We start from the raw sequence: 26302 nt of genomic DNA on the forward strand, positions 1-26302 counted from the left end.
CATCGTGACACAGCCGCGCGCGACCTCGACACGGGCGAACGGTAAGTTGGACGATCGGGGTGGAGGAGCGAAGGAGACCGCAGTGCCCGCCGACGAGGCAGTCGAAGTCGACACCGACGAGTCGTCGCCGACCCCGCCGCGGCCGCACCTCTCGCGGTGGATCACCGCCTACCGCAAGCACCTGTCGTTCACCGGGGCGTGTCTGGCCACCGTCTTCTTCTGGTTCTCGGTGACGCCGTCGTTGCTTCCGCGCGGACCGCTGTTCCAGGGCATCGTCGGAGCGTGCGCCGCGGCCGTCGGCTACTGCCTCGGAGTGTTCTGCTCGTGGCTGGCCCGCTACCTGGTGTCACGGACGCGGCCGTGGCGGCATCCGCCCGCCGCGGCATGGATCGGACTCGGCGTGGTCGGCGCCGTCGTGACCTCGGTGATGCTGTACTTCTTCTCCGTCTGGCAGGACGAACTGCGCGACATGATGGGCGTGCAGCGCTTGGCGTGGACCGCCTATCCGGAGATCCTCTCGATCGCCGTCGGCGTGTTCGCGCTGATCCTCGTGGTCGGTCAGGCGTGGGGCGCTCTGGTGCGGCTGCTCTCGCGCAGGCTGGCGCGCGTGGTTCCGCCGCGGATCTCCGCCGGCGTATCGACCCTCGCGGTGATCCTGGTGAGCGTGTTCTTCATCAACGGCGTCCTGTCGCCCTATGTGATGGACGGTCTGAACTCGACGTTCGCCGCGGTCAACGAGGAGTCGACGCCCGATTCGGCACCACCGGAGTCCTCGCTCAAGTCCGGCGGTCCGGGTTCGCTGGTCAGTTGGGCGAGCCTGGGGCGGATGGGGCGGGCGTTCGTCTCCACGGGACCGTCGCGGCGCGACGTGGCCGCGTTCACCGGTCGGCGGGCGAAGGAGCCGATCCGGGTGTACGTCGGCGTCGATTCGGCGCCGGACATCGACACCGCCGCCGACCTCGCCGTCCGGGAACTGGTCCGGACCGGTGCGTTCGACCGCAAGCTGATCGGGATCGCGTCGGCGACGGGTACCGGGTGGGTCAACCGTGCCAACCCGGACACGCTCGAGTACATGTACGGCGGGGACACCGCGACGGTGTCGATGCAGTACTCGACCCTGCCGAGCTGGTTGTCGTTCGTGGTCGATCAGGAACGCGCTCGACAGGCCGGACGCGCCCTGTTCGAAGCCGTCGACAAGCTCGTCCGCGCGATCCCGGAGGCCAGGCGGCCGATGATCGTCGTCTACGGCGAGAGTCTGGGCACGTTCGCGGCCGAGTCGCCCTTCGGTTCGATACCGACGATGGCGGCGCGCACCGACGGCGCACTGCTGACCGGGCCGACGTTCAGCAACACTCTCTGGCACGACACGACGAACAATCGAGATCGCGGATCTCCCGCCTACCTTCCCGTCTACGAGGACGGCGGTCAGGTCCGGTTCATCACCGATCCGGCCGACCTCGATCGGCCCGCCGACGCGCCGTGGCCCAAGACCCGCATCGTCTACCTGCAGCACGCGTCCGATCCGATCGCCTGGTGGTCGCCCGAACTCGTTCTGGGCAAGCCGGACTGGCTGTCCGAGGCGCGCGGGCCCGATGTGCTCGACGCCACCGAGTGGATTCCGTTCGTCACATTCCTCCAGGTACTGGCCGACATGGCCGTCGCCGCCGACGTCCCCGACGGTCACGGCCACAACTATCTGGCGGCCATTCCGAAGGCCTGGGACCGCATCCTGGAACCGCCCGGGTGGACCGACGCCGACACCGATCGGCTGCTCCCCCGGCTGACGCGCGACTGATCGCTACCAGCGGGTAACCTTCGTTCCATGAGCAATGATGCGAACACTCCGGCCTACCGCGACTCCGACCAGTACAAGGCGTTCGACGTGACCGTCGCCGACCACGTCGCCGAGGTCACCTTGATCGGCCCGTCGAAGGGCAATGCGATGGGGCCGGACTTCTGGGCCGAGCTCGTCCCGCTGTTCGAGGGCATCGACGCCGACAAGGATGTGCGCGCCGTCGTCCTGACCGGCTCCGGAAAGCACTTCTCGTTCGGACTCGATCTGCCCGCGATGGGCGCCGACCTCGCGCCGGTGCTGGCCCCCGACGCGAAGGCGGGCCCGCGCACCGAGTTCCACGACATGGTCAAGCGCATGCAGCGGGGCGTCAACACGCTCGCGGACTGCCGCAAGCCGGTCGTCGCCGCCGTCTCCGGCTGGTGCATCGGCGGGGGCGTGGACCTGATCACCGCGGCCGACATCCGCGTCGCGAGCGCCGACGCCAAGTTCAGCGTCCGTGAGGTGAAGGTCGGCATGGTCGCCGACATGGGCTCACTGGCCCGTCTCCCGCTGATCGTCGGGGACGGCCACACCCGCGAACTCGCATTGACCGGTAAAGACATCGACGCCGCGCGCGCCGAGAAGATCGGACTGATCAGCGACGTCTACGACGATCAGGGCGCCGCCCTGGCCGCGGCGCGCGGCATCGCGGCCGAGATCGCCGCGAATCCGCCGCTCGTCGTCCAGGGCGTCAAAGACGTCCTCGACCACTCGCGCAGCGCCGCCGTCGACGACAGCCTGCGCTTCGTCGCCGCGTGGAACGCCGCCTTCCTGCCGAGCGCCGATCTCACCGAGGCGATCTCGGCGGTGTTCGAGAAGCGGACACCGGACTTCGCGGGCGAGTAGATCGTCGGATCCGGACTCACGCCGCGGGGCGATCGTCTCGACACGCCCGCCGCCGGCGGCGTGAGTCCGTTCCGACTGGTCCGGTCAGCCCGGCGTCAGGCGGAACACCGGGATCAGGCGGTCGGTGCGCTGTTCGTACAGGTCGAAGTTCGGCCACACCGCGCGCAGGGTCTGCCAGGCGACGGCACGGTCGTCGCCGGTCAGTTCGGCGGCCGCGAACGGTGCTCCGCCGATCCGGACCTGCCCCGCGGCACGCACGTTGTGCACCCACGCCGGCGTCTTCGGGCCGCCGAAGTACGAACCCGCGATCAGCCACTCGGGGCCCTGCGGCACCGCCAGCAGGGTGGTGGTGTGCTCGGCGCCGCTGCGGCGTCCGACGACGGTCATCGTCAGGCTCGGCAGGCCGGCGATGCGCAGCAGATCGACGCGTCCACCGCTCACCGTCTGGATCAGACCGTCGACCTTCACGATGGTCGGCAGATGCCTCGGCATCCACGGAATGGATCCGATCCGAACGGCGAGCGGTGTCAGCAGTCCCATTGTTCGCGTCCCGTCAGCTCAGCGACTCGGTGAGCTGAGCGGCGATCAGCTTCGCGACGGCCGCCGGGTTCGCCAGCTCACCGCCCTCGGCGAGTACGGCCGACGCGTACACCAGCGACGCCGCATCGGCCAGAGCCGAGTGATCCTCGGTCTCGTCGAACTTCGCGCGCAGGCTCGTCACGAGCGCGTGATCGGGGTTCAGTTCCAGGATGCGCTTGGAGTGCGGCACGGGCTGACCGGACGCGCGGTACAGCTTCTCCAGCTGCGGAGTCATCGAGAACTCGTCGCCCACCAGGCACGCCGCCGAATCGGTCAGACGCGAGGTCAGGCGCACCGAGGAGACGTCGTCGGCGAGGGTCTCCCCGAGCCAGTCCATCAGCGGTGAGAACTCCTCGTTCTGCGCCTCGTCGGCGGTGTCGGCATCGTCGCCGTCGAGGTCGACGACACCCTTGGCGACCGACACGAACTTCTTGCCGTCGAACTCGGGAACCGCGGTGACCCACACCTCGTCGACGGGATCGGACAGCAGGAGCACCTCGATGCCCTTGGCGGCGAACGCCTCCAGATGCGGGCTCGCTTCGAGCTGCGTCCGCGACTCGCCCGTCATGTAGTAGATGACGTCCTGTCCGTCGGCCATCCGAGTCACGTAGTCGGCCAGGCGGGTCGGTTCGGTCTCCGACCGCGTCGAGGCGAACACCGACGCCTTCAAGATCGCCTGCGCGTTGTCGGAGTCGTTGACCAACCCCTCCTTGAAGACGCGGCCGAAGTTCTCCCAGAACGTCGCGTAGTCGTCGGGCCGCTTGTCGGCGATCTCCTGGACGGTCGAGATGACCTTCTTGGTGAGACGGCGACGGATGGCGCGGATCTGCCGGTCCTCCTGCAGGATCTCCCGGGAGACGTTGAGCGACAGATCGGCGGCGTCGACCACACCCTGCACCCAGCGCAGGTATTCGGGCATGATGTCGGCGTCGTCCATGATGAACACACGCTTGACGTACAGGTGGATCCCGCCCGACCGCTCGCGCATGAACAGGTCGAACGGCGCCTGGGTCGGGATGAACAGCAGCGACTGATATTCGAAGGTGCCCTCGGCGTGCAGCGAGATGGTCTCCAACGGTTCGTCCCACGCGTGGGAGACGTGCCGGTAGAAGTCGGCGTACTCCTCGTCGGTCACCTCGCTCTTGTTCTTCGACCAGAGCGCCTTCTGCGAGTTCAGCGTCTCATCGACGGGTTCGGCGGGTTCGACGGCGTCCTCGCCCTCCGCGGGTTCCACGGGTGCGGGCGTCTCGCCGAGCATGCGGATCGGCCACGCGATGAAGTCCGAGTACTTCTTCACCAGGCCGCGCAGCACGAAGCGGTCGGTGTAGTCGTTGACCGCGTTGTCGGTGTCCACCGGGCTCAGCGCGAGAGTGATCGCGGTGCCCTGCGGGGCGTCGGCGGCGTCGTCGATGGTGTAGGTGCCGTCGCCGGTGGACGCCCAGCGCGTGCCGACGGTCTCCCCCGCCTTGCGGGTCACGAGGGTCACCTCGTCGGCGACCATGAACGTGGAGTAGAAGCCGACACCGAACTGACCGATCAGCTCCTCCGAGGAGGCGTTGTCCGCTTCGGCGAGCTTGCGCCGCAGCTCGGCGGTACCCGACTTGGCGACCGTGCCGATGAGGTCGACGACCTCCTCGCGCGTCATGCCGATGCCGTTGTCGACGATCGTGAGGGTTCGCGCCTCGGCGTCGGGGATCAGCCGGATGTGCAGATCGGATATGTCGGCGTCCAGGTCTTTGTCCCGGAGACCCTCCAACCGGAGCTTGTCGAGCGCGTCGGACGCGTTCGAGATCAGCTCACGTAGAAAGCTGTCCTTGTTCGAATAGATCGAGTGGACCATCAGGTCGAGCAGTTGGCGAGCCTCCGCCTGGAACTCGTGCACCTGTGACGTCAACGCAGTATCTCCTTGTCTCCCGCTAGGGGGAACATCACCGTTTCGCATCGAGCAGTCTACCGACCTCGAGGCGTAGCATGACGTCCGTGTCCGGCATAGCGCGCGCAGTGTTCGTCCACGCCCATCCCGACGACGAGTCGTTGTGGACCGGGGGTGCCGTCGCCACGCACATCGCGGGCGGCGGCGACGCCGATCTGATCACCGCCACCTGGGCGCCCGGCACGCATCGACACGACGAACTCCTCGACGCCGCGGCCGCGCTGGGCCTCCCCCGCCCGCCCATCACGCTCGGGTATGCCGATTCGATGGTGCCCGAGTCCGCCCCCGACGCGCCGTCGCTGCTCGACGTGCCGTTCGACGAGCAGGTCGGCGTCCTCGTCGAACAGTTTCGGACGCTGCGTCCGGACGTCGTGGTCACCTACGACGCGTTCGGCATGTACGGGCACCCCGACCACATCCACGTGAACCGACTGGTGTGCGCCGCCGCCGACGCCGCTCCGCTGGTGCACTACCGTCCCGACACCGGTGACCCGTGGCAGGTCCGTTCGTTGTACTTCGCCACGATCCCGGTGTCGACGGTGACTCTGCTGCGCCCGCACCTGCCGGACGAGCGGCACCTGCCGATCATCGGGACTCCCGACGACGACATCGACGTCACCGTCGACGTGCGCGCTCAGATCGGCGCCAAGATCCGCGCCATCACCTCGCACAGGACCGAGATGAAGCGCAGCGCGTCGATGCGCAACTTCGCGTCGCTGCCGTCCGACGAACAACGACTGTTCCTCGGCTGGGAGTCGTATCTGCGGCGCGATCTGGTGCCCGGCGGAGCCCGGCTGGCGGAGTGACGCCCGCGCCGGCCGCCCGAGAGTAGTTCAGGTGCCCGAGTGCTCAGGTGCCCGAGGCGTCCGATGTCGTGCCGCCCACCTCGCGCAGCCGAGTCCGCAGACCGCTCGCTCGCGCCACGCGGCGCCCGACCGCGGCGCGCAGGGAGTCGGGCGTCCCGACGATGCGGACACGGCTCTCCGCTCGGGTGATCGCGGTGTAGAGCAGTTCGCGGGTCAGCAGTTCGGCGTCGGCGGGCGGCAGCACCACGGTCACTTCGGCGAACTGGCTGCCCTGGCTGCGGTGGATCGTCATCGCGTAGACCGGGACCACGTCGGCGAGTTGGCTCGGGTGCAGCCGTTTGATCGTGTCGCCCCGCTCGAAGACGGCGGCCAACGCGTCGCCGTCGGCGATCACCACACCGGAGTCGCCGTTGTAGACGTCCTGCGCGCGGTCGTTCGCGGTCACCAGCAGCGGCTCGCCCGCGTACCACGCGCCGCCCACCGGGTGAGCGCCGCCGTCGTCGGCCGTCCAACCCAGGATCCGGCGCGACCAGCCCGCCACACCGAATCGCCCGTCGCGGTGCGCGCACAGCACCCGGTGCGATCGCAGTGCCGACACGGCGGCACGGGCGTCACCGGTCCGGGCCGCCGCACGCAGATCCCGGGCCCAGGCGACGACGCTTCCTCGGACACCGTCCAGGTCGTCCGGATCGACGAGCGTCACGGGGCGGTCCCCGTCGCCGGTGACCAGGTCGAGCACGCGGTCGGCGTCGCCGGCGTTGACCGCCTCCGCGACGTCGCCGATCCGGTCGCCGTACCGGTGACCGCGGCGCAGCGTGATCACTCCGCGCGTCAGCGCCGACCGCTCGCCGTCGGTGAAGTCCGCCCGATCGAGTGCGGCCGCGGAACCGAACGCCTGAGGCGGCCCGACCCCGGTGGTCTCGTCGGGATCGCGCTCGACGAGGTCGGCGAGCACCGCGCCGGCCTCCACCGACACCAGCTGATGCGGGTCGCCCACCAGGATCAGCCGAGTGTCGGCGCGCAGCGACTCCAGGAGTCGGCACATCATGGTGACCGGCAGCATCGACGTCTCGTCCACCACGACGACGTCAAAGGGCAGCCGGTTTCCCGCCCCGCGCACGAACGTGCCGTCGGGTCGTGATCCGAGCAGCCGGTGCACGGTGACCGCGGTCGGATCGCTGTGCAGACGCCTCCGGGTGCGGCTGTACTCGCCGATCGAGGACTGCAGCTGGGCGGCGGCACGACCGGTCGGCGCGCACAGACCGATCCGGATGTCGTCGCCGAGGAGCGTCTCGGTCATCGCCAGGATCCGCGCGACGGTGTAGGTCTTACCGGTGCCGGGGCCGCCCGCCAGCACCGTCGTCCAGCTGGTCGCGGCGAGTGCCGCCGCCGCGCGCTGTCGGTCGTAGCCGGTGTCGTCGCCCGCACCGAACGCCTCGTCGAGTGCGGCGGTCAGCGCGGCGGCGTCGACTGTCGGTCTGGTCGCGGACCGCTCGTCGAGGATGCGCCGGATGCTCTGCTCCTGCCGGAAGTACTTGCGCAGGTACAGCAACGGTCCGTCCGCCGATTCGGCGAGGGCGAGCGGGGCGAGCGGTCCCGACGGCGCGCCGGTCACCAGCTCGGACGCGGCCAGGGCCGCGGTGAGTCGGGTGGCCGGCGGCCACGGCAGGTCGCCCGTCGCCCCGTCGCCCCGGTCGGCGACGGTCTCGGCGATCCGGTCGAGCTGGACGCAGGTCGAGCCGGTTCGGACGGCGCGGACCGCCAACGCGGTGGCGAGCAGGACGTCGTCATCGACCGTCGCACCGGACAGCCGCGCCACACTGCGCGCCACGTGCACGTCCGACGGAGCGAGCACGCCCGCCTCGTTGAAGGCGCTGAGAAGGCCCGTCTCGGACTCCACGATCATCGCCGCCCCCTCTCGTTCCCCGCGAGCAAGTCGCTCATCGCCACCACCAACTCGGGCGGCAGCCGCCACTCGAAGACCCCGCACCCGTCGGGAGTGCCGGGACCGGCCATACCGCGGACGAAGTGGTACTGCACGGGCCCGATGTGCGTCCGCGGGCGGTAGTCGGCGATGCGCCACGCCAGGTAGCGGTGCAGCGCCACCGAGTACAGCAGCGCCTGCAGCGGGTAGTGCGCGCTCATCATCTCCTCGGCCATCGCCTCGCGGTCGAAGTCCTCGACCGCGAGGTCGCCGGGCCGCAGCCGGTTCGTCTTGTAGTCCACGACCGTGTAGCGCCCGTCCGGGGTCCGCAGCACCGAGTCGATGCTGCCGGTGAGGAATCCGCGGAAGCGGTCGGCGGACACGGTGCGCACTCGATCGGCGTAGTCGGCGAGCGGATCGTCGGTCGGGAGGTGCTCGGCGAGGAGGTCGCCGACCTGGTCGAGACCGAAACCGCCCCCGGTGGACGCCAGCGGCATCTCGAAGTCCATCTCCGCCAACCGGTCGCGCGGCCCGATGCTCCACAGATCGCCGAAGCCGAGCGGTGTGGTGAGCACGCCGACGAGGGCCGCCGCGAGAACGTCGACGTCGATGTCGACGCCTCGGCGCGCCGCACCGTCGACAACCAGTTCGCGTACGTGCGCGTCGATGTCGGACGCCGCGGTGTCGACGTGTTCGAGCACCTCGTGGACCAGGGTGCCGAACCCCGCGCCGAACGGCAGACCGTTCATCGGCGACGGCGTCCCGTCGGTCACCGTCGACTCGCCGACGGTGGGATCGGGGCCGTCGACCGGCTCGTCCGACCCGGTCTGCTCGTCGGATTCGCTCCCGGTCCCGATCAGCGCGGCCCCCGAGTCCGGGTGCGCCGCGGCATGCGCTGCCGCGACGATCGCCGAGTACGAGGTACGTCGCCACTGCTGGTCCACGGTCCGTCGGAACCGGGCGACGTCGAGTGTCGGCGCCGGACCGGTCCGTTCGGCTCGCGGCGCTCGGACGCCGGTGTGTCGGCCGGCCGGTTCGACGGTGATCGACGGGCAGAGGGACGCCACGTGGCGGAGCACGCCGACGCAGTCGATCTCCTCGGCGGGGATCGGGACGGTGTCCGGTACCGGCGACAGGGCGCCGGAAGCGGCCGCGCCCTGCCGGTCGGCGACGGTGAACAGCAACCGGTGCAGTGCGCCGCGGGCGGTCGTCGTGCTCGGCGCCCACCACAGGACCAGTTGCGATCGTGCGCGCGTGGCCGCCACGTACAGCAGCCGCAGGTCCTCCCCCGCGCTCTCGGACCGGGCCAGTGAGTCGCGCCGAGCGTAGCCCCGGGCCTGTTTTCCCGCCACGTCCAGGTAGCGGCGGTGATCGCTCTCGTGATAGACGAAGGTCGCCGGATTGGGATGCGAGGCGCCGTCCCACCCGAACGGCACGTACACCACCGGAAACTCCAGCCCCTTGCTCGCGTGCACCGTCATGATCTGCACGGCGGCCGTGTCGCGGTCCAGACGGCGGGTGGCGTCGCCGCGACCGGACCACTGCGACAGATCGGCGATCTGCTCGCCGAGCCAGTCGACGATCGACGTCAGTGCTCCGCCGGTCTCCGCGGCATACCGGTTGCACACGTCGGCCACCTGTCGCACATCGGTGAGCAGACGTTCGCCGCCCGCCGAACCGAGCAGGCGTCGCGCGGTCTCGAACTCGTCGAACAGTCGCGCGGCCATCGCCGCGAACCCGGCGTCGGCGAACACTCGGGCCAGTTCGGCGAACTGGCCCGCGAGCGTGCCGACACCGGTGTCGCCCTGGATCTGGAGGGTGTGCGCGGTCTGCCCGACGAGCGGGGTGAGCGCCGCCAGGCGCACCCGCGGTTGGCGGGACGGATGGTCGATCGCGGTCAGGACGTGCCACCAGTGGCGGGCGGCGTCGGTGGCGAACACCGAGGTGCCGGAGGTGACGACCGAGGCGACCCCGCGCCGCGCGAACGCCTCCTGCAGCGGTTCGATGGTCTTGTTCGCGCGCAGGAGCACGGCGATGTCGCCCGGTTCCACGCGACGGGTACGTCCGTCGATCTCGATCGTCGTCTCGGAGGACAGGAGGGCCGCGACGTCGTCGGCCACGTCGTCGATCACCCGCTCGCGGACCTGCGCGACGAGCGGGGTGGTGCCGTCCTGGGTGTGCCGGGTGAAGTCGCCGCGGGTGAAACCGCGGATTCGGATCGCCGCGGCGCCGTGCAGTCGGCTGCCGCGGTGGTGCGCCTGGACCGGGTGGTAGGCGATCTCGCGATGTCCGAACGTCGCACCGCCGAACACCACGCCGAGACCGTCGACGACGGCGGCGTCCGAGCGTCGGTTGACGGTCAGCAGTCGCCGGTCCGACGCGGTCTCGACGGCGTTCAGATAGCTGAGGACCTCGGCGCCGCGGAAGGCGTAGATCGACTGTTTCGGGTCGCCGACCAGGATCAGCGGCAGGTGTCCGTGAAAGCACCGACGGACGATCTCCCACTGCTGCGGGTCGGTGTCCTGGAACTCGTCGATCAGGACCACCGCGAACTGTTCGCGGATCCGCGCGCAGGCCAGATCGCCGGTCTCTCCGGACGTCACGATGGCGAACAGCGTGTTCTGGAGGTCGTCGTAGGTCCGTACCCGCGCCAGCCGTTTGCGGCGCTGTGTCTGGCTGCGGACGTGCTCGGCCATCCGCACGCGCAGATCGGATTCGTCGGTGCGCTCGTCGTCGCGGGTCGGGGCGAGGATCGCGTTCGCGTTGCGGACCGCCGAACGGCCGATCTCCAGTGACTCCTCGAACGGGGGCGCCTCGTCGGGGCGTCCGGCGAAACGCGCCAGATATGCGTCGCGCGCCACGTCGGCGACGATGTCGTCGACGTTCTCCACGATCGGATACTGCTGTTCGCGTTCGCCGAGGAAGCCGAGGGCCGCGAGCATCCGGTTGCAGAACGTGTGCGTGGTGGCCATGGTGGCGGCGTCGAAGTCGGAGAGGGCCGCGACGATCCGCGCCCGCCGGCGAGCGACCTCGTCGTCCGACGCGTCGCGGAGCCAGGCCGCCAGCTCGTCGTCGGCGTCGACCGCGGCGGCGTCGACGGCCGCCAACGACTCGGTGAGACGAGAGCGGGTCCGGTCGCGCAGCTCGGCGGACGCCGCGTTCGAGAACGTCGCCATGAGCAGTTTCGACACCGGTACGCCCTCGGCGATGTAGCGGACGGCGAGGGAGACGATCGCATACGTCTTGCCGGTGCCCGCGCTGGCCTCGAGCACCGTGGTGCCAGTGGGCAGCGGCGCGCGCAGATCGAAGGCGTTCGACGCGGTCATCGGTCCTCCTCGTTCGCGATCAGCGGTCCGAAGACCGCCGCCGCCAGCCGCACGTACATCGGGGTCGACGCGGTCCCCGGCAACGACGCGGCGTCGTCGAGCACGTCGGGGACGGCGACGCAGAGTTCCTCGAAGGTCACCGCCGCCTCCGGATCGCCGTGGAACACCAGGCCCGCATAGCGGTTCTTGTCGCCGTACGACTTCTGATACGCCCAGCCCGCACGTCGCATCGCCTGCCGATCGTTGCCGCCGCGGACGAATTCGCGGGCCGCGGACTCCGCGGCGTCGAGGGTGAGGCCGATCGGTGCGGTCAGACCCGCATCGCGGATCGCGATCAGCGTCGCCAGGATGTCTGCGGCGTCGCCGGGCGGGGCCAGGCGACTCATCCGCGCCGACGGCCGGTACCCGCCCGCGCTGCCGACGACCACGGCCTCGGTCACCGGCGACGAACCTCCCGCCGCCATGGCGAGCAGCCTGATCCAGGCCGCGAGCCGATGTTTGGCGCCCAGCCGCGAGTAGCTCACCGGGACCAGGCGTCCGTCGAAGACGTCGCCGACGGTGCCGTAGAGGCGGCGTCCGCCGGACAGGTCGACCCGGACGTCGATCGCATCGGCGGCGTCGGATCGGTATCCGTGCGCCGCGGCGGCCACCGCCTGCGCCTTCTCCCGGATCGGACCGAAGGCGTCGGCTCCGAACGCGAACGGCGGCAGCGAACCCCGCCGCAGCTCGGCGCCCTGCGCGGCGATCGGGTCCCGCCCGTCGAGCAGCGCCTGCAAGTATCGGTTGCCCACTCCCCACTGTTCGAGGCCGTCGAGTGCGATCGCGAGCTGGTCGGGGTAGGACTCCTCCCCGTCGGGGATGCCGACGCCGAGTCGTTGGCGGGCGAAGCCCTCGACGGGTGCGGCGAAGAAGGACACGAGCTCGTCGAGGCCGACGTCCGCCTTCTCCGGTGGGGCGAGCCGGGCCTCGGAGATCGACGACAGCGCGGGCGCCGGACGCTGCGAACGCGTCACCGCGCTGAGCTCTCGTGCCCCCGCGAGCAGGGTCGTGTCGAAGCTGAACGGGCCGTGCCCGTCGACGTCGACGAAGTTGCGTTCGTCGAACGCCTGCAGGCTGTGCCGGTGGACGATCGGCGACTCGTCGCCGCGGTGACCGATCAGCGTGTCGACGGCGTCGACGAGTTCGCTCACCACCACCGCGGGCGGCAGCCGAGTGCCGGTGAGCGGGTTCGCTCCGGTGTAGAACACGAGCAGGTGATCGTCGGCAGCGGTGACCGCGTCGAGGAAGATCTGGCGGTCCTCGTCGCGACGGTTGCGCTCGCCGATCAGCGGGGCGACGGCCAGTGCGTCGTCGCCGTCGATGGAGCCGGGCCGCGGGTAGACGCCGGTGTCCATGCCGAGCAGCACGATCGCCCGGTGCGGCACCGAGCGCATCGGTGTCATGGAGCAGACGGTGAGTTCGCCGGTGCAGAAGTTCGACCGGGTCGGGCGCGCCGCGACGAGGCCGGCCACGAGATCGCGCAGGTCACCGAGTTCGAGTTCGGTGTCGTCGTCGCCAGGCAGGGCGTCGGCGATCATGCCGACGGCCTGCGCGCGCTGCCATTCGCCGTCGTCGGTGACGTCGGTGAGGGCGTCGACGGCGCCGGTCAGCAGATCGGCCCACGCGCCGACCGAGTGGCGGCCGTCGACGGCGTCGATGAACGTCGCGAGACGGTCGCAGAACTCGGCGAAGCGCCCGACGAGGTCGGTGTCGGTCGAGTCGATGCCCGACAGCGGCAGCGCGGTGGCCAGCCACTCGTTCTCGGACTCCTCGGCCACCACGCCGAGGAGCACGCGGTCCAGCCCGGTCGCCACGGTGCCCTGCGGGAAGCCGCCGAGCCCGAATCGATCGCGTTGCCGCGCGTCGACTCCCCACCGCATACCCGACCGGACGACCCATCCGGAGAGTGTGTCGACGTCGTTGTCGGTGAAGCCGAACCGGGCGCGGACGGGTTCGGCGGCGACGAGGTCGAGGAGTTCGCCCGCCCGCACGCGGCCGGCGGCGAGATCGAGGATCCGGGCGAGCACGTCGAGGACGCCGTTCGACTCGCGCAGACCGCGGTCGGCCAGCCGCACTCGCAGATCGAACGCCGGATGGTGCAGCCCGGTCTGACCGAACGCCCCGCGGATGAGCGGTGCGAAGGCCTCCACATCGGGGCACATGATCAGCACGTCGCGCGGTTCGAGGGTCTCGTCGTCGGCGAACAGGTGCAGCAGTCGGTCACGCAGCACCTCGACCTGACGTTCGGGCCCGTGGCAGGCGTGCACCTCGATCGAGGTGTCGGCCACCAGTGACGCGGACTCGAGTCGGTCTCGCTCGAGCCCGGACTGCAGCGCCGCTAGCACCGTGCGCGGGGACGCGGCGCCGTCGTTCTCGGTCTCGTGATGGAGGTCGGCGTCGATCGACGGTGCCAGCACCTGTTGCATCTCCTGCACGTCACGAGAGAGCGCCGACAGGAGCGGATGGTCGGGCGCGGCCGCGGTGTACGCCGAACGCAGGACGCGGGTGTCGACGGGATCGGCGGCGACGCGCCGCCACAGCGCGTCGGACGGGTGCGGCAGATAGAGGCCGACCTCGCGGTGGGCGGCCAACGCCTCCAGCACCGCGTGGAGGGTCTGCGGGATCCGCGTGGACCCGAACACCGACAGTCGCTCGGGCAGGTCGACGGCGCCGGGGCTCTCGCGGAGTCGGCCGGTGAGCTCGGACAGGTCCTGGGCCGGATGCGGCACACCGACCTCCTCGCGCACCAGACGCCAGAACCAGGGCTGCCAGCGCAGGTGTTCGGCGAGCTCGTTGCCCGCTCCGTCGGTGTCGCGCCCGGCCGCCCAGTCGGTGATCATCGTCGGACGCTGCCACCCGTAGGCGCCGAACAGTCCCGCGACGGTCGCCGCCGTGGCGAAGCGGCGGCCGCTGCGCAGCTCGTCTCCGGGCCCGCCCGACAGTCCGAGATGGGCGGCCAGCACGTCCAGGCGCGGATCGGCGAGGTGGGCGTCGAGCACCCGGAGCACCGGCCAACGGAGCCGGTCGGCGAACCAGTTCTGGGCGGCGTCGGCGTCGTCGGCCAGTGCCGCGCTCACCTGGCTCAGCAGCGCCGCCGGAGAGTCGAAGGAGATGTTCGCCGCGATCTGCAGCCGCAGCGACAGGCGCTGTTGCAGCCAGCGTTCGACACCGCGCTCGGGTACCGCGACGATCTCGGTGGTCATCGGGTCGTCGAGCGGTGTGGCCAGCACATCGGCGAGGACGCCGACGAGGGTGTCGGCTCGGGCCGCACGGTGAACGGTCAGCATGCGGTGCTCAGCGGCGCCGGCGCAACGGCACCGGATCGCCGAGACGCTCGCGCAGGCGATCGACGAGGAAGTCGGTGAGCGGCATCGGTCGCTGCGTCGCCGGATCGACCGCGGTGACGGTGGTGTCCGACAATGCCGCGACCTCACCGGTCGGCGCGACGAGGCGGCAGCCGAAGTCGAACGACGAGGTGCCGATCCGGCTGATCCAGACGTGGACCGTGACCGGCTCGGCGCTGTAGTGCAGGATGCTCACGAACTCGAGTTCCTGGCGCGCGAGGACCGTCCAGAACTCTGTGCGCGCATCGCCGAACCACTCGGTCATGGCGCGTACGCGCGACTCCTCGACGATTCGCGCGATCTGGACGTTGTTGATGTGGCCGAGCGAGTCCTGATCGCCCCAGCGCATCGCGACGTCGACCGTGAACGGCTGGTGCGCCGCACTCGCCTTCTGTTGATCCGACACGCAGACGACCATATCTCCGGCCTCTGACACGCGATCCACTCGCGTCGATACACTGCCCGGTGTGGCCATCGACTCCCAACGCCTGCGACTGCATCCGGTGTCGCACGAGGACGTCGAACGTCTGTATCGACTGGACGCCGACCCCGAGGTGATGCGCTTCGTGAGCGGTGGTCGATCCACCGCACGCAGCACGATCGCCGACTGGGTGGTCCCCCGGTCGCAGGCCCAGTTCGCCTCGCACGGAACCGGATTGTGGACCGTGTCCCTACGTCGCGGCGGAGCCTTCGTCGGGTGGGTGCAGTTGCGGCTGCCGCGGCACAGTTTCGCCCACGAACTCGAGTTGAGCTATCGGATCGCCCGCGAGCACTGGGGGCGCGGGTACGCCGCGGAGGCGTCGTCGGCGCTCATCGCGGTGACCTTCCTCTCGACCGACACCACACGCGTCTTCGCGAGCACTCACGCCGATCACCTCGCGTCCCAGCGCGTGATGGGCAAACTCGGAATGCGGCTGTCGCCGATGTCGCTGTCGCCGGAGCAGTTCGACGGCGCCGACGGCGACATCGAGTACGAGATCCTGCGCGAACAGTGGGCGTCCACGCGCGGGCGACACGCCGACGGCCATCGCTCCGGCCGTCATCGGCGGGCAATCGGCACCGTCGACATGACCGCCTGACACCCAGGTATTACCGTTGAGCGGTACGCGCTCACGCATAACGAACAACGAACACTGGAGACACACCGATGAGCAACACCATTGCCACCGATCCGATGAGGCGCCGACAGGTCGTCATCATCGGATCGGGCTTCGGCGGGCTGTTCGCGGCGCAGCGCCTCAAGAAGGCCGACGTCGACGTCACCCTGATCGCCAAGACGACCCATCACCTGTTCCAGCCGATGCTCTACCAGGTCGCGACGGGCATCATCGCCGAGGGCGAGATCGCACCGGCCACCCGCGTCATCCTCCGTGACCAGCGCAATGCGCGCGTCCTCCTCGGTGAGGTCTTCGACATCGATCTGGAGAAGCAGACCGTCTCCTCGCAGCTTCTCGAGCGCACCACCGTCACCGCGTACGACGACCTGATCATCGCCGCCGGCGCCGACCAGAGCTACTTCGGCAACGACCAGTTCGCCGAGTACGCGCCCGGTATGAAGACCATCGACAACGCCCTCGAACTCCGCGGCCGCATCCTCGGCGCCTTCGAGCAGGCCGAACTCTCGAACGATCCCGTCGAGCAGGAGATGCTCCTGACGTTCGTCGTCGTCGGCGCCGGACCGACCGGTGTGGAGATGGCCGGTCAGATCGCCGAGATGAGCGATAAGACCTTGAAGGGCGCCTTCCGCAACATCGACCCGACCAAGGCGAAGGTGATCCTGCTCGACGCCGCGCCCGCCGTCCTCCCGCCGTTCGGCGAGAAGCTCGGCAACAAGGCGAAGGCCCGCCTGGAGAAGCTCGGCGTCGACGTGCGGCTGGGCGCGATGGTGACCGACATCGACGACGACAGTCTCACCGTCAAGTACCCGAACGGGGAGATCTCGACCATCCAGAGCCAGTGCAAGGTCTGGTCGGCGGGCGTACAGGCCAGCGGCCTCGGGAAGATCCTCGCCGATCAGTCCGAGACCGAACTCGACCGCGCGGGGCGCGTCAAGGTGGGACCGGATCTGACGATCCCCGGCCATGACAACGTGTACGTCGTCGGCGACATGATGGCCGTCGACGGTGTCCCGGGCGTGGCTCAGGGCGCCATCCAGGGCGGCCGGTACGCGGCCGACGCGATCCGCGCCGCGCTCAAGGGCCACACCCCGGACCAGCGCAAGCCGTTCAGCTATTTCGACAAGGGCTCGATGGCCACCATCTCGCGGTTCAGCGCGGTGATGCAGGTGCCGATCCCCGGGACCAAGAAGAAGTTCGAGACCGAGGGCTACTTCGCGTGGCTGGGCTGGCTGATGCTGCACCTGGTGTACATCGTCGGATTCCGCAACCGCCTGAACACGTTCGTCAACTGGTTCTTCGCCTTCTCCACCCGGGGACGCACCCAGCTCGCGGTGACCGAGCAGCAAGTGTACGCGCGCCACGCACTCACCGAACTCTCCTACCTCGAACGCCTCCGTCTCGCCGACGACGAGCGCGCCCGCGCCAAGAAGGCGCTCGAGGACCGCAACGGCACCGCGTAGTTCCGCTTCCGGGTAGTTCCGACTTCCGGCCGCCTGTCTCGTGACAAGCGGCCGGAAGTCGGGCCCGCAGCGGAAACGGCTACGGGCCCGCCTCGCGGCCACCGGTCACGCCCAGTGGCGTGATTCTCGGTAGTGGAGTGCGGGCCCGTAGCCGGATTGCTGTCTTCCGTTACGCGGACGTCTCCGGCGTGTCCACCGACTCGTCGGCGGCGGCCTCGTCGTCGCCGACGTGGACGACCGGTTGGGAGCCCGTCTCGCTGTAGCGTGTCACGAGGTCGAAGTCGTCGCCGTAACTGCCGGTGCCGATCGCGACGGCGCGCTCGACGAGCAGCGAGCTGCGTGATTCGACGAGCATCGTCGGGTCGTTGCGCAGATCCTTGTACAGGGCGACGCAGAGCAGCAGCATGACGATCACGAACGGCACCGAGGCGATGATGGTGATCGACTGCAGTCCGTCCAAGGCCGTCTCGCCGCCCACCGAGAGCATGATCGCGGCCACCGCACCGGTCAGGACACCCCAGAAGATGACGGTCGGCTTACGCGGCTCGTGCGCACCCTTCTCCGACAGCGAGCCCATGACGATCGACGCGGAGTCCGCGCCGGACACGAAGAAGATCGCGACCAGGAGCATCACCAGCACCGCGGTGACCGTCGACCACGGCATCGTGTCGAGCAGATTGAACAGCGCACCCGTCGAGTCGACGTCGCTCGGATCCTTCACCAGATCGCCGAACTCGTCCTGACGGTGGATGGCGGCGCCGCCGAAGACACAGAACCAGACGAGGCTGACCATGGTCGGGACCAGGAGCACGCCGGCCACGAACTGACGGATCGTGCGGCCGCGGCTGATGCGCGCGATGAACATGCCGACAAAGGGGGTCCAGGAGATCCACCACGCCCAGTAGAAGATCGTCCAGCTCGACAGCCAGCTCGCGAGCTGCTCATCGCCGTCGGCGCCGGTGCGCGAGCTCATGCCGACGTAGTCCTGGATGTAGTCGCCGAGCGCGCTCGGGATCAGGTTCAGGATCAGCAGCGTGGGCCCGACGACGAACACGAACACGGCCAGCAGCAGCGCGAGGACCATGTTGATGTTCGAGAGCCACTGGATGCCGCGCGCGATGCCCGACACGGCCGACAGGATGAAGCAGCAGGTCAATACCGCGATGATGACGACCAGGATCGGCGTGCCGACACTGCCGACCCAGCCGGCGAACTTCAGCCCGTCACCGATCTGCAGGGCGCCCAGACCGAGCGACGCGGCCGATCCGAACAGGGTCGCGAAGATCGCGAGGATGTCGATGATCTTGCCCGCCGGTCCGTTGGCGCGGTCGCCGAACAGCGATGTGAACGCCGCCGACAGCAGCTGCGACCGCCCCTTGCGGTACATGCCGTAGCCGATCGCGAGTCCGACCACCGCGTAGATCGCCCACGGCTGCAGGCCCCAGTGGAACATCGTGGTGGCCATCGCGGTCTTGAACGCCTCGACGGTCTCCGGCGCGACGGTGCCCGGCGGCGGATTCACGAAGTACGTCAGCGGCTCGGCGACGCCGAAGAACATGAGACCGATCCCCATGCCGGCACTGAACATCATGGCGATCCACGAGCTGGTCCGGAACTCCGGGCCCTCGTCGTCCTTACCGAGATTGATGCGGCCGTACTTGCTGACGGCCAGCCAGATCACGAAGATGACGAATCCGGTGGTGGCGATGACGAACAGCCATCCGAGGTACTTGATCACCCCGTCCTGAGCATCGGCGGAAATCGTCTTCAAGCCCTCTTTGTCGAGGAATCCCCAGAGGACGAAGGCGATCGACAGCGCCGCGGTGATCGAGAAGACCACCCAGTCGCGTGTCGGATTCTCCTTGGATTTACTCGGCGTTGACACAGGTCTCCTTCGCCACGAGCTCCACACGGTCATTTGTCGTTCCATACCCGTCGCAGGGCGCAAACCACCCTGAGACGACCATCTCAACTTTTCGACCGTAACAGGTTGTTCTCAGGTGGCAAACGGACCGCTACGAGAAGACGCCCCGATCCCTCGGGGCGTCCACACTCGTTCGCGACGGTCTCACCGCGCGATGTTCTGCATTCTCACACGGGATTGCGCGATGAGCCGCCCCTGGTCATCGACCATGTCGACCTGCCACAACTGCTGACGGCGTCCGCGATGAACGGGTGTCGTCGTCACCGTGATGTCCCCGTCGGAAACGGACCGCAGAAAGTCCGTCGAGTTGTTCACGCCGACGGCGGTCCCGCCGATGCCGCTCTCCTGCACCCAGCAGAAGGCGCTGATGCTCGCCGCGCTCTCGGCGATCGCGCAATAGGTGCCACCGTGGACGATGCCGAACGGCTGGTGGTGGTCGGGGGTGATCGTCAGGTGACCGCGGATCCCGTCGCCCGACGCCTCGTCGACGACGAAGCCCAACAACTTGTCCATGCCGCCCGACTCCGCTGCCTGCCGCAGGGTCTCGGCGAGTTTCTCGTTCATACCGGTCAGCGTGCCATCACCGACCCGAACGCGGGTAATCGCCCCGACGCTTCCGGACCCGGAGAGATCAGTGACCCCCGCACTCGTATACGAGCACGGGGGCCACTGGCGGATCGGAGGTCTCTGCAGCCCTCAGGACACTCAGACGATCCTTGCGATTGAATGTAGGCTATCCTTACTTACGTGTCAAGCGCGGATCGTCGTGAGACACGGACCACTGACGGGAACCTTCTCCGACCGGGCGACGTTGAGCACGGTGGACAGGGCAGAGAACAGACTTCGACGGGAGCCGACGTAAGATGAAGAAGATGAACGGCCTGGGAGAGCTCGAACGCGCAGTGATGGACACCCTGTGGGCGTCGGCGACGCCGCAGACGGTGCGGCAGGTGCATGCCGAATTGTCCCGCTCCCGATCGCTCGCCTACACCACGGTGATGACCGTGCTGCAACGCCTGTCGAAGAAGGAGCTCGTCACCCAGATCCGTGACGATCGCGCCCATCGATACACCGCCACCCGTCCGCGTGAGGACCTCGTCGCCAGCCTGATGGTCGACGCCCTCAAGGGGGCCGAGGCGCCGGGGTCACGTCATGCGGCACTGGTCTCGTTCGTCGGTCAGGTCGACGCCGACGAGATCGCCGCCCTCCGCGAGGCTTTGGACGAACTCGAATCGTCCCGCGGCGCCAAACACTAGAGTCAGCACCGACCACCGAGCATCTGCTCGTCGACATCAGCGGAGAGGGGAGCCGATGACCGCGTTGCTGTTCGGCATCCTCACCGTCGCGTTGATCGGTCCCATCCCCCAGGCGCTCTCGCGCGCCGCCTGGCCGCTGTACGCTCCGCGCGCCGCGATGGCGCTGTGGCAGGCCGTCGCCCTCGCCGCCGTCCTGTCCGCCTTCAGCACCGGCCTGGCCATCGCGGCGAACCTCCTGTCCCCCGGCCCCGACGGCGCTCCGACGACCAATCCGTTCGACGAGGCCGCACGTCTGGGCTGGTTCCTGTGGACCGTGTACGTCGTGATCTTCGCGCTCACCCTGCTCGTCGGCGCCCGATTGATGTACACCGCCGTCCGCGTCGGCATCCGCACCCGCGCCCGACGCAACGCGCACCGCAATCTGATCGACCTGGTCGATCGCGTCGACATGCACCGGCAGACCGGCCGGGACATCCGCGTCCTCGATGTCGAGGCGCCCCTCGCCTACTGTCTTCCCGGGCTGCGCAGCAGCCGTGTGGTTCTGAGCGAGGGTGTGCTCGCCCGCCTGTCTGACGCCGAGCTCTCCGCGGTGATCGAACACGAGCGCGCCCATCTGCGCGCGCGCCACGATCTCGTCCTGGAGGCGTTCATCGCGCTGCACGAGGCGTTCCCCCGGTTCGTCCGGTCGCGGTCGGCGCTGGGCGCGGTGGAACTGCTCGCCGAGGCCCTCGCCGACGACCAGGCCGCGAACGCCACCGCACCGACCACCGTCGGTCGCGCGCTCGTCGCCTGCGCGGACGCGACGGCCCCGCGCGGCGCGATGGCGGTCGGCGGTCCGACGACACTGGTCCGGGTCCGCCGACTCTGCGACGTCCGCCCGGTACCCCTCATCTCCGCGACGGCGTATGTCCTGGCCGTGGCGATCCTCGTCGTTCCGACCCTCGCCGTGGCGATTCCGTGGCTCACCGAGCTCCACCGCCTCGTCTCCCATGCGTGAGGACCGCCCGCGGACGGTCTCCGCTGACGATCTCCCCTGCTGAAAGGCGAATGTACGTGCGCTTCCTCGAGGGCCATCGCCCCGACCACGACTTGACCTACGACGATCTGTTCATCGTGCCGAACCGCTCCGCGGCCACGTCGCGGTTCGACGTCGATCTGTCGACCGAGGACGGCTCCGGCACGACGATCCCGTTGGTGGTGGCGAACATGACGGCCATCGCGGGCAAACGGATGGCCGAGACGGTGGCCCGCCGCGGCGGCCTGGTGGTCCTGCCCCAGGACGTGCCGATCGACGCGGCACGCCGCACCATCGCGCACGTGAAGACCCGGCATCTGGTGGCCGACACCCCCGTGGTGATGTCGCCGAACGATCTGATGGCGAACGCGCAGGCCCTGATCCCCAAGCGTGCCCACGGCTACGCCGTGGTCGTGGACGGTTCGGCTCCGGTCGGCGTGGTGCCCCGCGCGGGCGTCGGCCACGAGATCGACATGTTCACCGATCTGCGGTCGGCCATGACACCGATCCCGGTGACCCTGCCCGCAGACACCGATCCGCGTGTCGTCTTCGACGCGCTCGTCGACGCGAACGCCGACCTCGCCGTCCTGGTGAACGGCGACGGCGCGCTGGCAGGCGTGCTGACACGCACCGGCGCCCTGCGGGCGGGCATCTACCGGCCGAACGTCGACGCGCAGGGGCGGCTGCGGATCGCCGCCGCCGTCGGCATCAACGGCGACGTGGTCGCGAGCGCTCGGGCCCTCGTCGAGGCCGGCGCCGACCTCCTCGTCGTCGACACCGCGCACGGACACCAGGAGAAGATGATCTCCGCGCTGTCGGCCATCGCCGCCGCCGACCTCGGTGTGCCCCTGGCGGCGGGGAACGTCGTCTCCGAACGCGGAGCGCTCGACCTCGTCGACGCGGGCGCGACGATCGTCAAAGTGGGTGTCGGCCCCGGTGCGATGTGCACCACGCGCATGATGACCGGGGTCGGTCGCCCGCAGTTCTCGGCCGTGGTCGAGTGTGCGGCCGCCGCGCGTGAGCGCGGCGCACACGTCTGGGCCGACGGCGGCATCCGCCACCCGCGCGACGTCGCACTCGCCGTGGCCGCGGGCGCGTCCAACGCCATGGTCGGATCGTGGTTCGCGGGCACCTACGAGTCGCCGGGCGATCTGCACGCCGACGCCGGCGGCGAGTACAAGGTGAGCTTCGGCATGGCGTCCAAGCGGGCCGTCGCCGCACGATCGGCCGGTGACAACGCCTACGACCAGGCGCGCAAAGCGCTCTTCGAGGAGGGCATCTCGTCCTCGCGCATCCGCATCGATCCGGAGCGGCCCAGCGTCGAGGACCTGATCGACCACATCTGTTCGGGTGTGCGCTCGACCGCCACCTACACCGGTGCGACCTCGCTCCCCGAACTTCACGAGAAGGTGGTCCTCGGCGTGCAGTCGGCGGCCGGCTTCGCCGAGGGCAGACCGCTGCCCGGAGGATGGTGATCCCACCCCGATGGACATCGTGATCATCGTCGCGAGCCTGATCGGCTTCGTGGCCTTGACCCTGGGAACGGCCCTGTTCGTCGCGGGTGAGTTCTCGCTCACCGCCCTGGAGCGATCGACGATCTCCGACGACGTCGCGCGCCGCGGCGACCGTCGGGCGCGTGCCGTCGACCGCGCGCACCGCACTCTCTCGTTCCAACTGTCGGGCGCACAGCTCGGCATCACGATCACCACGCTGATCACCGGTTACATCGCCGAACCGGTGCTGGCCAAACTGTTCGATCCGATCCTCGAGGCGCTCGGCGCGCACGGTTCGGTCAAGACCGGGATCTCGCTGGCCGCATCGCTGATCATCGCGACCTCGCTGTCGATGGTGCTCGGCGAACTGGTGCCCAAGAACCTGGCCATCGCCAAACCGCTCGCCGTCGCCCGATTCACCTCCGTGCCCATGATGGCGTTCTCGCGCGTCTTCAAATACGCGATCACCGGACTGAACGGAAGCGCCAACGCGCTGGTCCGCAGGTTGGGAGTGGAGCCGACCGAGGAACTGCAGTCGGCGCGATCGTCCGCAGAGCTCGCGGCGATCGTCCGCAATTCGGCTCTGGAGGGCGAACTCGACGCCGACACCGCACGGCTGGTGGATCGGTCGCTGCGGTTCGGCGATCTGACCGCCGAGGACCTGATGACACCGCGTGTCCGGGTGGAGAGCCTGGAACCCGGAGACACGGTCCGCGATCTGATCGCCGCGTCGTCGCGGACCGGTCACTCGCGCTTCCTCGTCGCCGACGACGGTGATCTGGACAATCTGATCGGCGTCGTCCACATCAAGCAGGCGTTCACCGTGCGGACGGCGGCCCAGTCGACGACGCCGCTGCGATCGTTGGCGCGGCCGGTGACCCGGGTGCCGGACTCACTCGACGGCGACGCCCTCAAGGACCGGATCTCGGCCGACGGACTCGAGGTGTGCGTCGTGGTCGACGAGTACGGCGGTACGGCCGGGATCGTGACCTCGGAGGACCTCATCGAGGAGATCCTGGGCAACGTGACCGACGAACACGACAACGAGGAGTCCGAGGTGGCGCGCGTGGGCAACGGCTTCCGCTGCGCCGGACTGCTCCGCCTCGACGAGGTCGCGGACGCGATCGGCTACCGCGCCCCGGACGGCGCGTACGAGACGCTCGGCGGCCTGGTCATGTTCCAGCTGCGCCGCATTCCCGAGGTGGGCGACGTCGTCGACCTCCCGGTCCGCGAGACCAACGCGGACACCGAGGACTCCGCCGCGCCGCAGCGCTGGCGCGGCACCGTGGTCCGCATGGATCAGCGACGGGTGGACCAGGTGTGGTTGACCACCGTCGACGAGGCCGCGCCGGAGATCGGAGCCGACCATGGGTGACATCGGCGGAGTCCTGCTGACCGTTCTGTTGCTGGCCGCGAACGCCTTCTTCGTCGGTGCCGAGTTCTCCCTGATCGCGGCGCGCCGCGATCGTCTGGTCGCCCTCGAGGACGCGGGCAAGAAGCGCGCTCGCACGGTGATCACGGCGACCGGGAACCTCTCGTTGATGCTCGCCGGCTGCCAGTTGGGCATCACCATCTGCTCGATCCTCCTCGGCCGGATCGGCGAGCCCGCGATCGCGCATCTCCTGGAGAAGCCGCTGGAACTGGTGCACATTCCCGACGGGCTGCTGCACCCGATCTCGTTCGTGGTGGCGCTGATGCTCGTCGTCGTGCTGCACATCCTGCTCGGCGAGATGGTCCCGAAGAACATCGCCCTCGCCGGCCCGGAGAACGCGGCCATGGTGTTGGTGCCGATCCACCTGTGGTTCCTGCGCCTGGCCAAGCCGATCATCTGGCTCTACAACGCGTTGGCGAACGGAACCCTCCGACTGATGCGAGTCGAACCCAAGGACGAGCTCGCGACGACCGTCACCGAGACCGAACTGGCGCAGATGATCGGCGAGTCGCGCGAGTTCGGCCTGCTCGACGCCGGTGAGCACGACCGACTGACGCGGGCGCTCGACACCGTCCGCCGCACGGTGCGCGAGGTGATGATCCCCCTGTCGGGCGTGCGCAGCGTCCGACTGCGACCGGACCCCGAGACCGGCGGACTCGGCCCGCGGCTGGGCTCGGTCGAGGACGCCGTGCGCGAGACCGGCTTCTCCCGGTTCCCGGTCCGCGGACTCGACGGATCGTACATCGGCTATCTGCATCTCAAGGACGTGCTCGACGACGTCTTCGACGAGAACGTCGACGCCGACTCGCTGGTGGCGGTCGACCGCATCCGCCCGCTGCCGAAGATCAACGCCGCGGTGCCCCTCGACGAGGCGGCCACGCAGATGCAGAAGGCCAGTGCACACCTGGGCGCCGTGGTCGACGACGGCGGCGCGATCATCGGCATGCTCGCCCTGGCCGATCTCGCCGAGGCCTTCGTCGGCGACGTCCGCGACTCCACGCACCGGATCTGATGCAGGCTCTCGCACGCCCGGAATGGACCGCCCGCGCGGCCGACCACCGGGCGCGGATCGAACGGCTCGTCGGCCCGTACCTGCGGATGCGCCGACGCGGTGTGAAGCATCCGGTGATCGACTTCCTGTTCACCTACTACTCGGCGCGGCCGGCGCAGGTCACCGGCTGGCACCCCGGATACGGTGTCGTGCTGCGCGACGCCCCGGAGTTCGAGGATGCGCGCGGCTACGAGGTCGGCGACGACGGCGGCGTCGCGGTGTCGGCCGAACACCTGGCCGACCGGCTGCATCTGGTCACCGCGACCGCGCGGATCGTCGACGCCACCGCGTCGCGCCCGGCGCGGATGGGCTGTTTCGGACTGCACGAGTGGGCCATGGTGTACCGCACCGACGAGAAGCGGCATCCGCATCCCCTGCGTCTCGGGGCGGCGGGCACCGACGCCGTCGTCGAGGCCGGCCGTCTGCAGTGCACCCACTACGACGCGTTCCGGTTCTTCACCGAACCGGCTCGTGGGCGCAACCCGATCGCGTTGACCCGCGACGACGCCGTCCACAACGAGCAGCCGGGCTGCCTGCACGCGACGATGGATCTGTACCGCTACTGTCTGCGTCTGTCGCCGCTGATCGGCTCCGATCTGCTCGCCGACTCCTTCGACCTGGCCCTGACCGCCCGGGAACTGGATATGCGGGCGAGCCCGTACGATCTGGCGGGCGTCACCGACATGGCGGGCCGACCGTACGAACCGGTGCCGATCGAGACCCACGAGGGCCGGGCCCGGTACGTGAGCGAGCAGACTGCGATCGCACGACGGGGCGCGGCGCTCCGCGATAGACTGAGCAGCACCTGTCGGGGCCTCGTCGAGGTCTCCCGGACCGGTCGATGAAATGAAGTTACCAGCGGGTATCATAGTCGCCGCAGGGTGCATCCGTACCCGGAATGAACCACAACGTCATAGATGTT

General features: G+C 69.3%; 19 protein-coding genes. 11 read left to right on the plus strand and 8 right to left on the minus strand.

The window, feature by feature from the left end; all coding sequences use genetic code 11:
* Nucleotides 1-4: 4 nt before the first annotated feature.
* Both BKA16_RS14745 and BKA16_RS14750 read left to right on the plus strand, forming a co-directional pair.
* Entirely contained in the window at nt 5-1795 is a 1791-nt protein-coding gene (locus tag BKA16_RS14745) for an alpha/beta hydrolase (protein WP_387995945.1), read from the plus strand.
* A gap of 27 nt (nt 1796-1822) precedes the next feature.
* Nucleotides 1823-2680, plus strand: a complete 858-nt coding sequence (locus tag BKA16_RS14750) for a crotonase/enoyl-CoA hydratase family protein (RefSeq protein WP_183371393.1) — start codon at nt 1823-1825, stop codon at nt 2678-2680.
* 84 nt (nt 2681-2764) lie between these two features.
* Here the strand turns inward: BKA16_RS14750 and BKA16_RS14755 are convergent, their stop codons facing one another.
* Both BKA16_RS14755 and htpG read right to left on the minus strand, forming a co-directional pair.
* Entirely contained in the window at nt 2765-3220 is a 456-nt protein-coding gene (locus tag BKA16_RS14755; RefSeq protein ID WP_183371394.1) for a nitroreductase family deazaflavin-dependent oxidoreductase, read from the minus strand.
* A gap of 13 nt (nt 3221-3233) precedes the next feature.
* Complete coding sequence (gene htpG, locus BKA16_RS14760) at nt 3234-5201, minus strand: molecular chaperone HtpG (RefSeq protein ID WP_183371395.1); 1968 nt, start codon at nt 5199-5201, stop codon at nt 3234-3236.
* Between the two features lie 29 nt (nt 5202-5230).
* Here htpG and BKA16_RS14765 point away from each other — a divergent pair, with 29 nt between their 5' ends.
* On the plus strand, nt 5231-5998 hold the full coding sequence (locus BKA16_RS14765; RefSeq protein ID WP_183371396.1) for a PIG-L family deacetylase: 768 nt from the start codon (nt 5231-5233) through the stop codon (nt 5996-5998).
* A 43-nt stretch (nt 5999-6041) separates the two neighbouring features.
* Here the strand turns inward: BKA16_RS14765 and recD are convergent, their stop codons facing one another.
* From recD to BKA16_RS14785, 4 genes are read right to left on the minus strand one after another with little or no spacing between them, the layout of a single operon-like run.
* A complete protein-coding gene (recD, locus tag BKA16_RS14770; RefSeq protein WP_183371397.1) occupies nt 6042-7904 on the minus strand; it encodes an exodeoxyribonuclease V subunit alpha in 1863 nt (620 codons plus the stop codon).
* Entirely contained in the window at nt 7901-11248 is a 3348-nt protein-coding gene (locus BKA16_RS14775) for a UvrD-helicase domain-containing protein (RefSeq protein WP_183371398.1), read from the minus strand. Before BKA16_RS14775 ends, recD begins: the two co-directional genes overlap by 4 nt.
* Nucleotides 11245-14574, minus strand: a complete 3330-nt coding sequence (gene recC / locus BKA16_RS14780) for an exodeoxyribonuclease V subunit gamma (RefSeq protein WP_183371399.1) — start codon at nt 14572-14574, stop codon at nt 11245-11247. The genes BKA16_RS14775 and recC overlap by 4 nt, the downstream gene beginning before the upstream one ends.
* 7 nt (nt 14575-14581) lie before the next feature.
* Nucleotides 14582-15037: an acyl-CoA thioesterase gene (locus BKA16_RS14785; RefSeq protein WP_343067438.1), complete on the minus strand. Its 456-nt coding sequence runs from the start codon at nt 15035-15037 to the stop codon at nt 14582-14584.
* Nucleotides 15038-15098: 61 nt separating this feature from the next.
* On the opposite strand from BKA16_RS14785, the gene BKA16_RS14790 reads away from it, so the two are divergent.
* Both BKA16_RS14790 and BKA16_RS14795 read left to right on the plus strand, forming a co-directional pair.
* Nucleotides 15099-15710, plus strand: a complete 612-nt coding sequence (locus BKA16_RS14790; RefSeq protein WP_183371401.1) for a GNAT family N-acetyltransferase — start codon at nt 15099-15101, stop codon at nt 15708-15710.
* A gap of 68 nt (nt 15711-15778) precedes the next feature.
* Nucleotides 15779-17209: an NAD(P)/FAD-dependent oxidoreductase gene (locus tag BKA16_RS14795; protein WP_183371402.1), complete on the plus strand. Its 1431-nt coding sequence runs from the start codon at nt 15779-15781 to the stop codon at nt 17207-17209.
* Between the two features lie 169 nt (nt 17210-17378).
* Here BKA16_RS14795 and BKA16_RS14800 read toward each other — a convergent pair whose 3' ends face one another.
* Both BKA16_RS14800 and BKA16_RS14805 read right to left on the minus strand, forming a co-directional pair.
* A complete protein-coding gene (locus BKA16_RS14800) occupies nt 17379-19139 on the minus strand; it encodes a BCCT family transporter (protein ID WP_221246859.1) in 1761 nt (586 codons plus the stop codon).
* A gap of 138 nt (nt 19140-19277) precedes the next feature.
* Nucleotides 19278-19697, minus strand: a complete 420-nt coding sequence (locus tag BKA16_RS14805; RefSeq protein ID WP_183371404.1) for a PaaI family thioesterase — start codon at nt 19695-19697, stop codon at nt 19278-19280.
* Nucleotides 19698-19996: 299 nt separating this feature from the next.
* Between BKA16_RS14805 and BKA16_RS14810 the strand changes: the two genes are divergently transcribed.
* From BKA16_RS14810 to BKA16_RS14835, 6 genes are read left to right on the plus strand one after another with little or no spacing between them, the layout of a single operon-like run.
* Nucleotides 19997-20389: a BlaI/MecI/CopY family transcriptional regulator gene (locus BKA16_RS14810; RefSeq protein WP_183371405.1), complete on the plus strand. Its 393-nt coding sequence runs from the start codon at nt 19997-19999 to the stop codon at nt 20387-20389.
* A 55-nt stretch (nt 20390-20444) separates the two neighbouring features.
* Nucleotides 20445-21386: a M56 family metallopeptidase gene (locus tag BKA16_RS14815; protein ID WP_183371406.1), complete on the plus strand. Its 942-nt coding sequence runs from the start codon at nt 20445-20447 to the stop codon at nt 21384-21386.
* Nucleotides 21387-21442: 56 nt separating this feature from the next.
* Complete coding sequence (gene guaB1 / locus BKA16_RS14820; protein WP_183371407.1) at nt 21443-22879, plus strand: GMP reductase; 1437 nt, start codon at nt 21443-21445, stop codon at nt 22877-22879.
* 10 nt (nt 22880-22889) lie between these two features.
* Nucleotides 22890-24272 (plus strand): hemolysin family protein, encoded by a 1383-nt coding sequence (locus BKA16_RS14825; protein ID WP_183371408.1) that lies wholly within the window; start codon nt 22890-22892, stop codon nt 24270-24272.
* Nucleotides 24265-25341 carry a hemolysin family protein gene (locus BKA16_RS14830; protein ID WP_183371409.1) on the plus strand — a complete coding sequence of 359 codons (1077 nt, stop codon included), beginning with the start codon at nt 24265-24267 and terminating at the stop codon, nt 25339-25341. The genes BKA16_RS14825 and BKA16_RS14830 overlap by 8 nt, the downstream gene beginning before the upstream one ends.
* Nucleotides 25341-26225, plus strand: a complete 885-nt coding sequence (locus tag BKA16_RS14835; RefSeq protein WP_183371410.1) for a 3-methyladenine DNA glycosylase — start codon at nt 25341-25343, stop codon at nt 26223-26225. The genes BKA16_RS14830 and BKA16_RS14835 overlap by 1 nt, the downstream gene beginning before the upstream one ends.
* Nucleotides 26226-26302 lie beyond the last annotated feature (77 nt).

It is taken from the genome of Gordonia humi (assembly GCF_014197435.1).
In the GTDB taxonomy this organism is placed as follows: Bacteria; Actinomycetota; Actinomycetes; order Mycobacteriales; family Mycobacteriaceae; genus Gordonia; species Gordonia humi.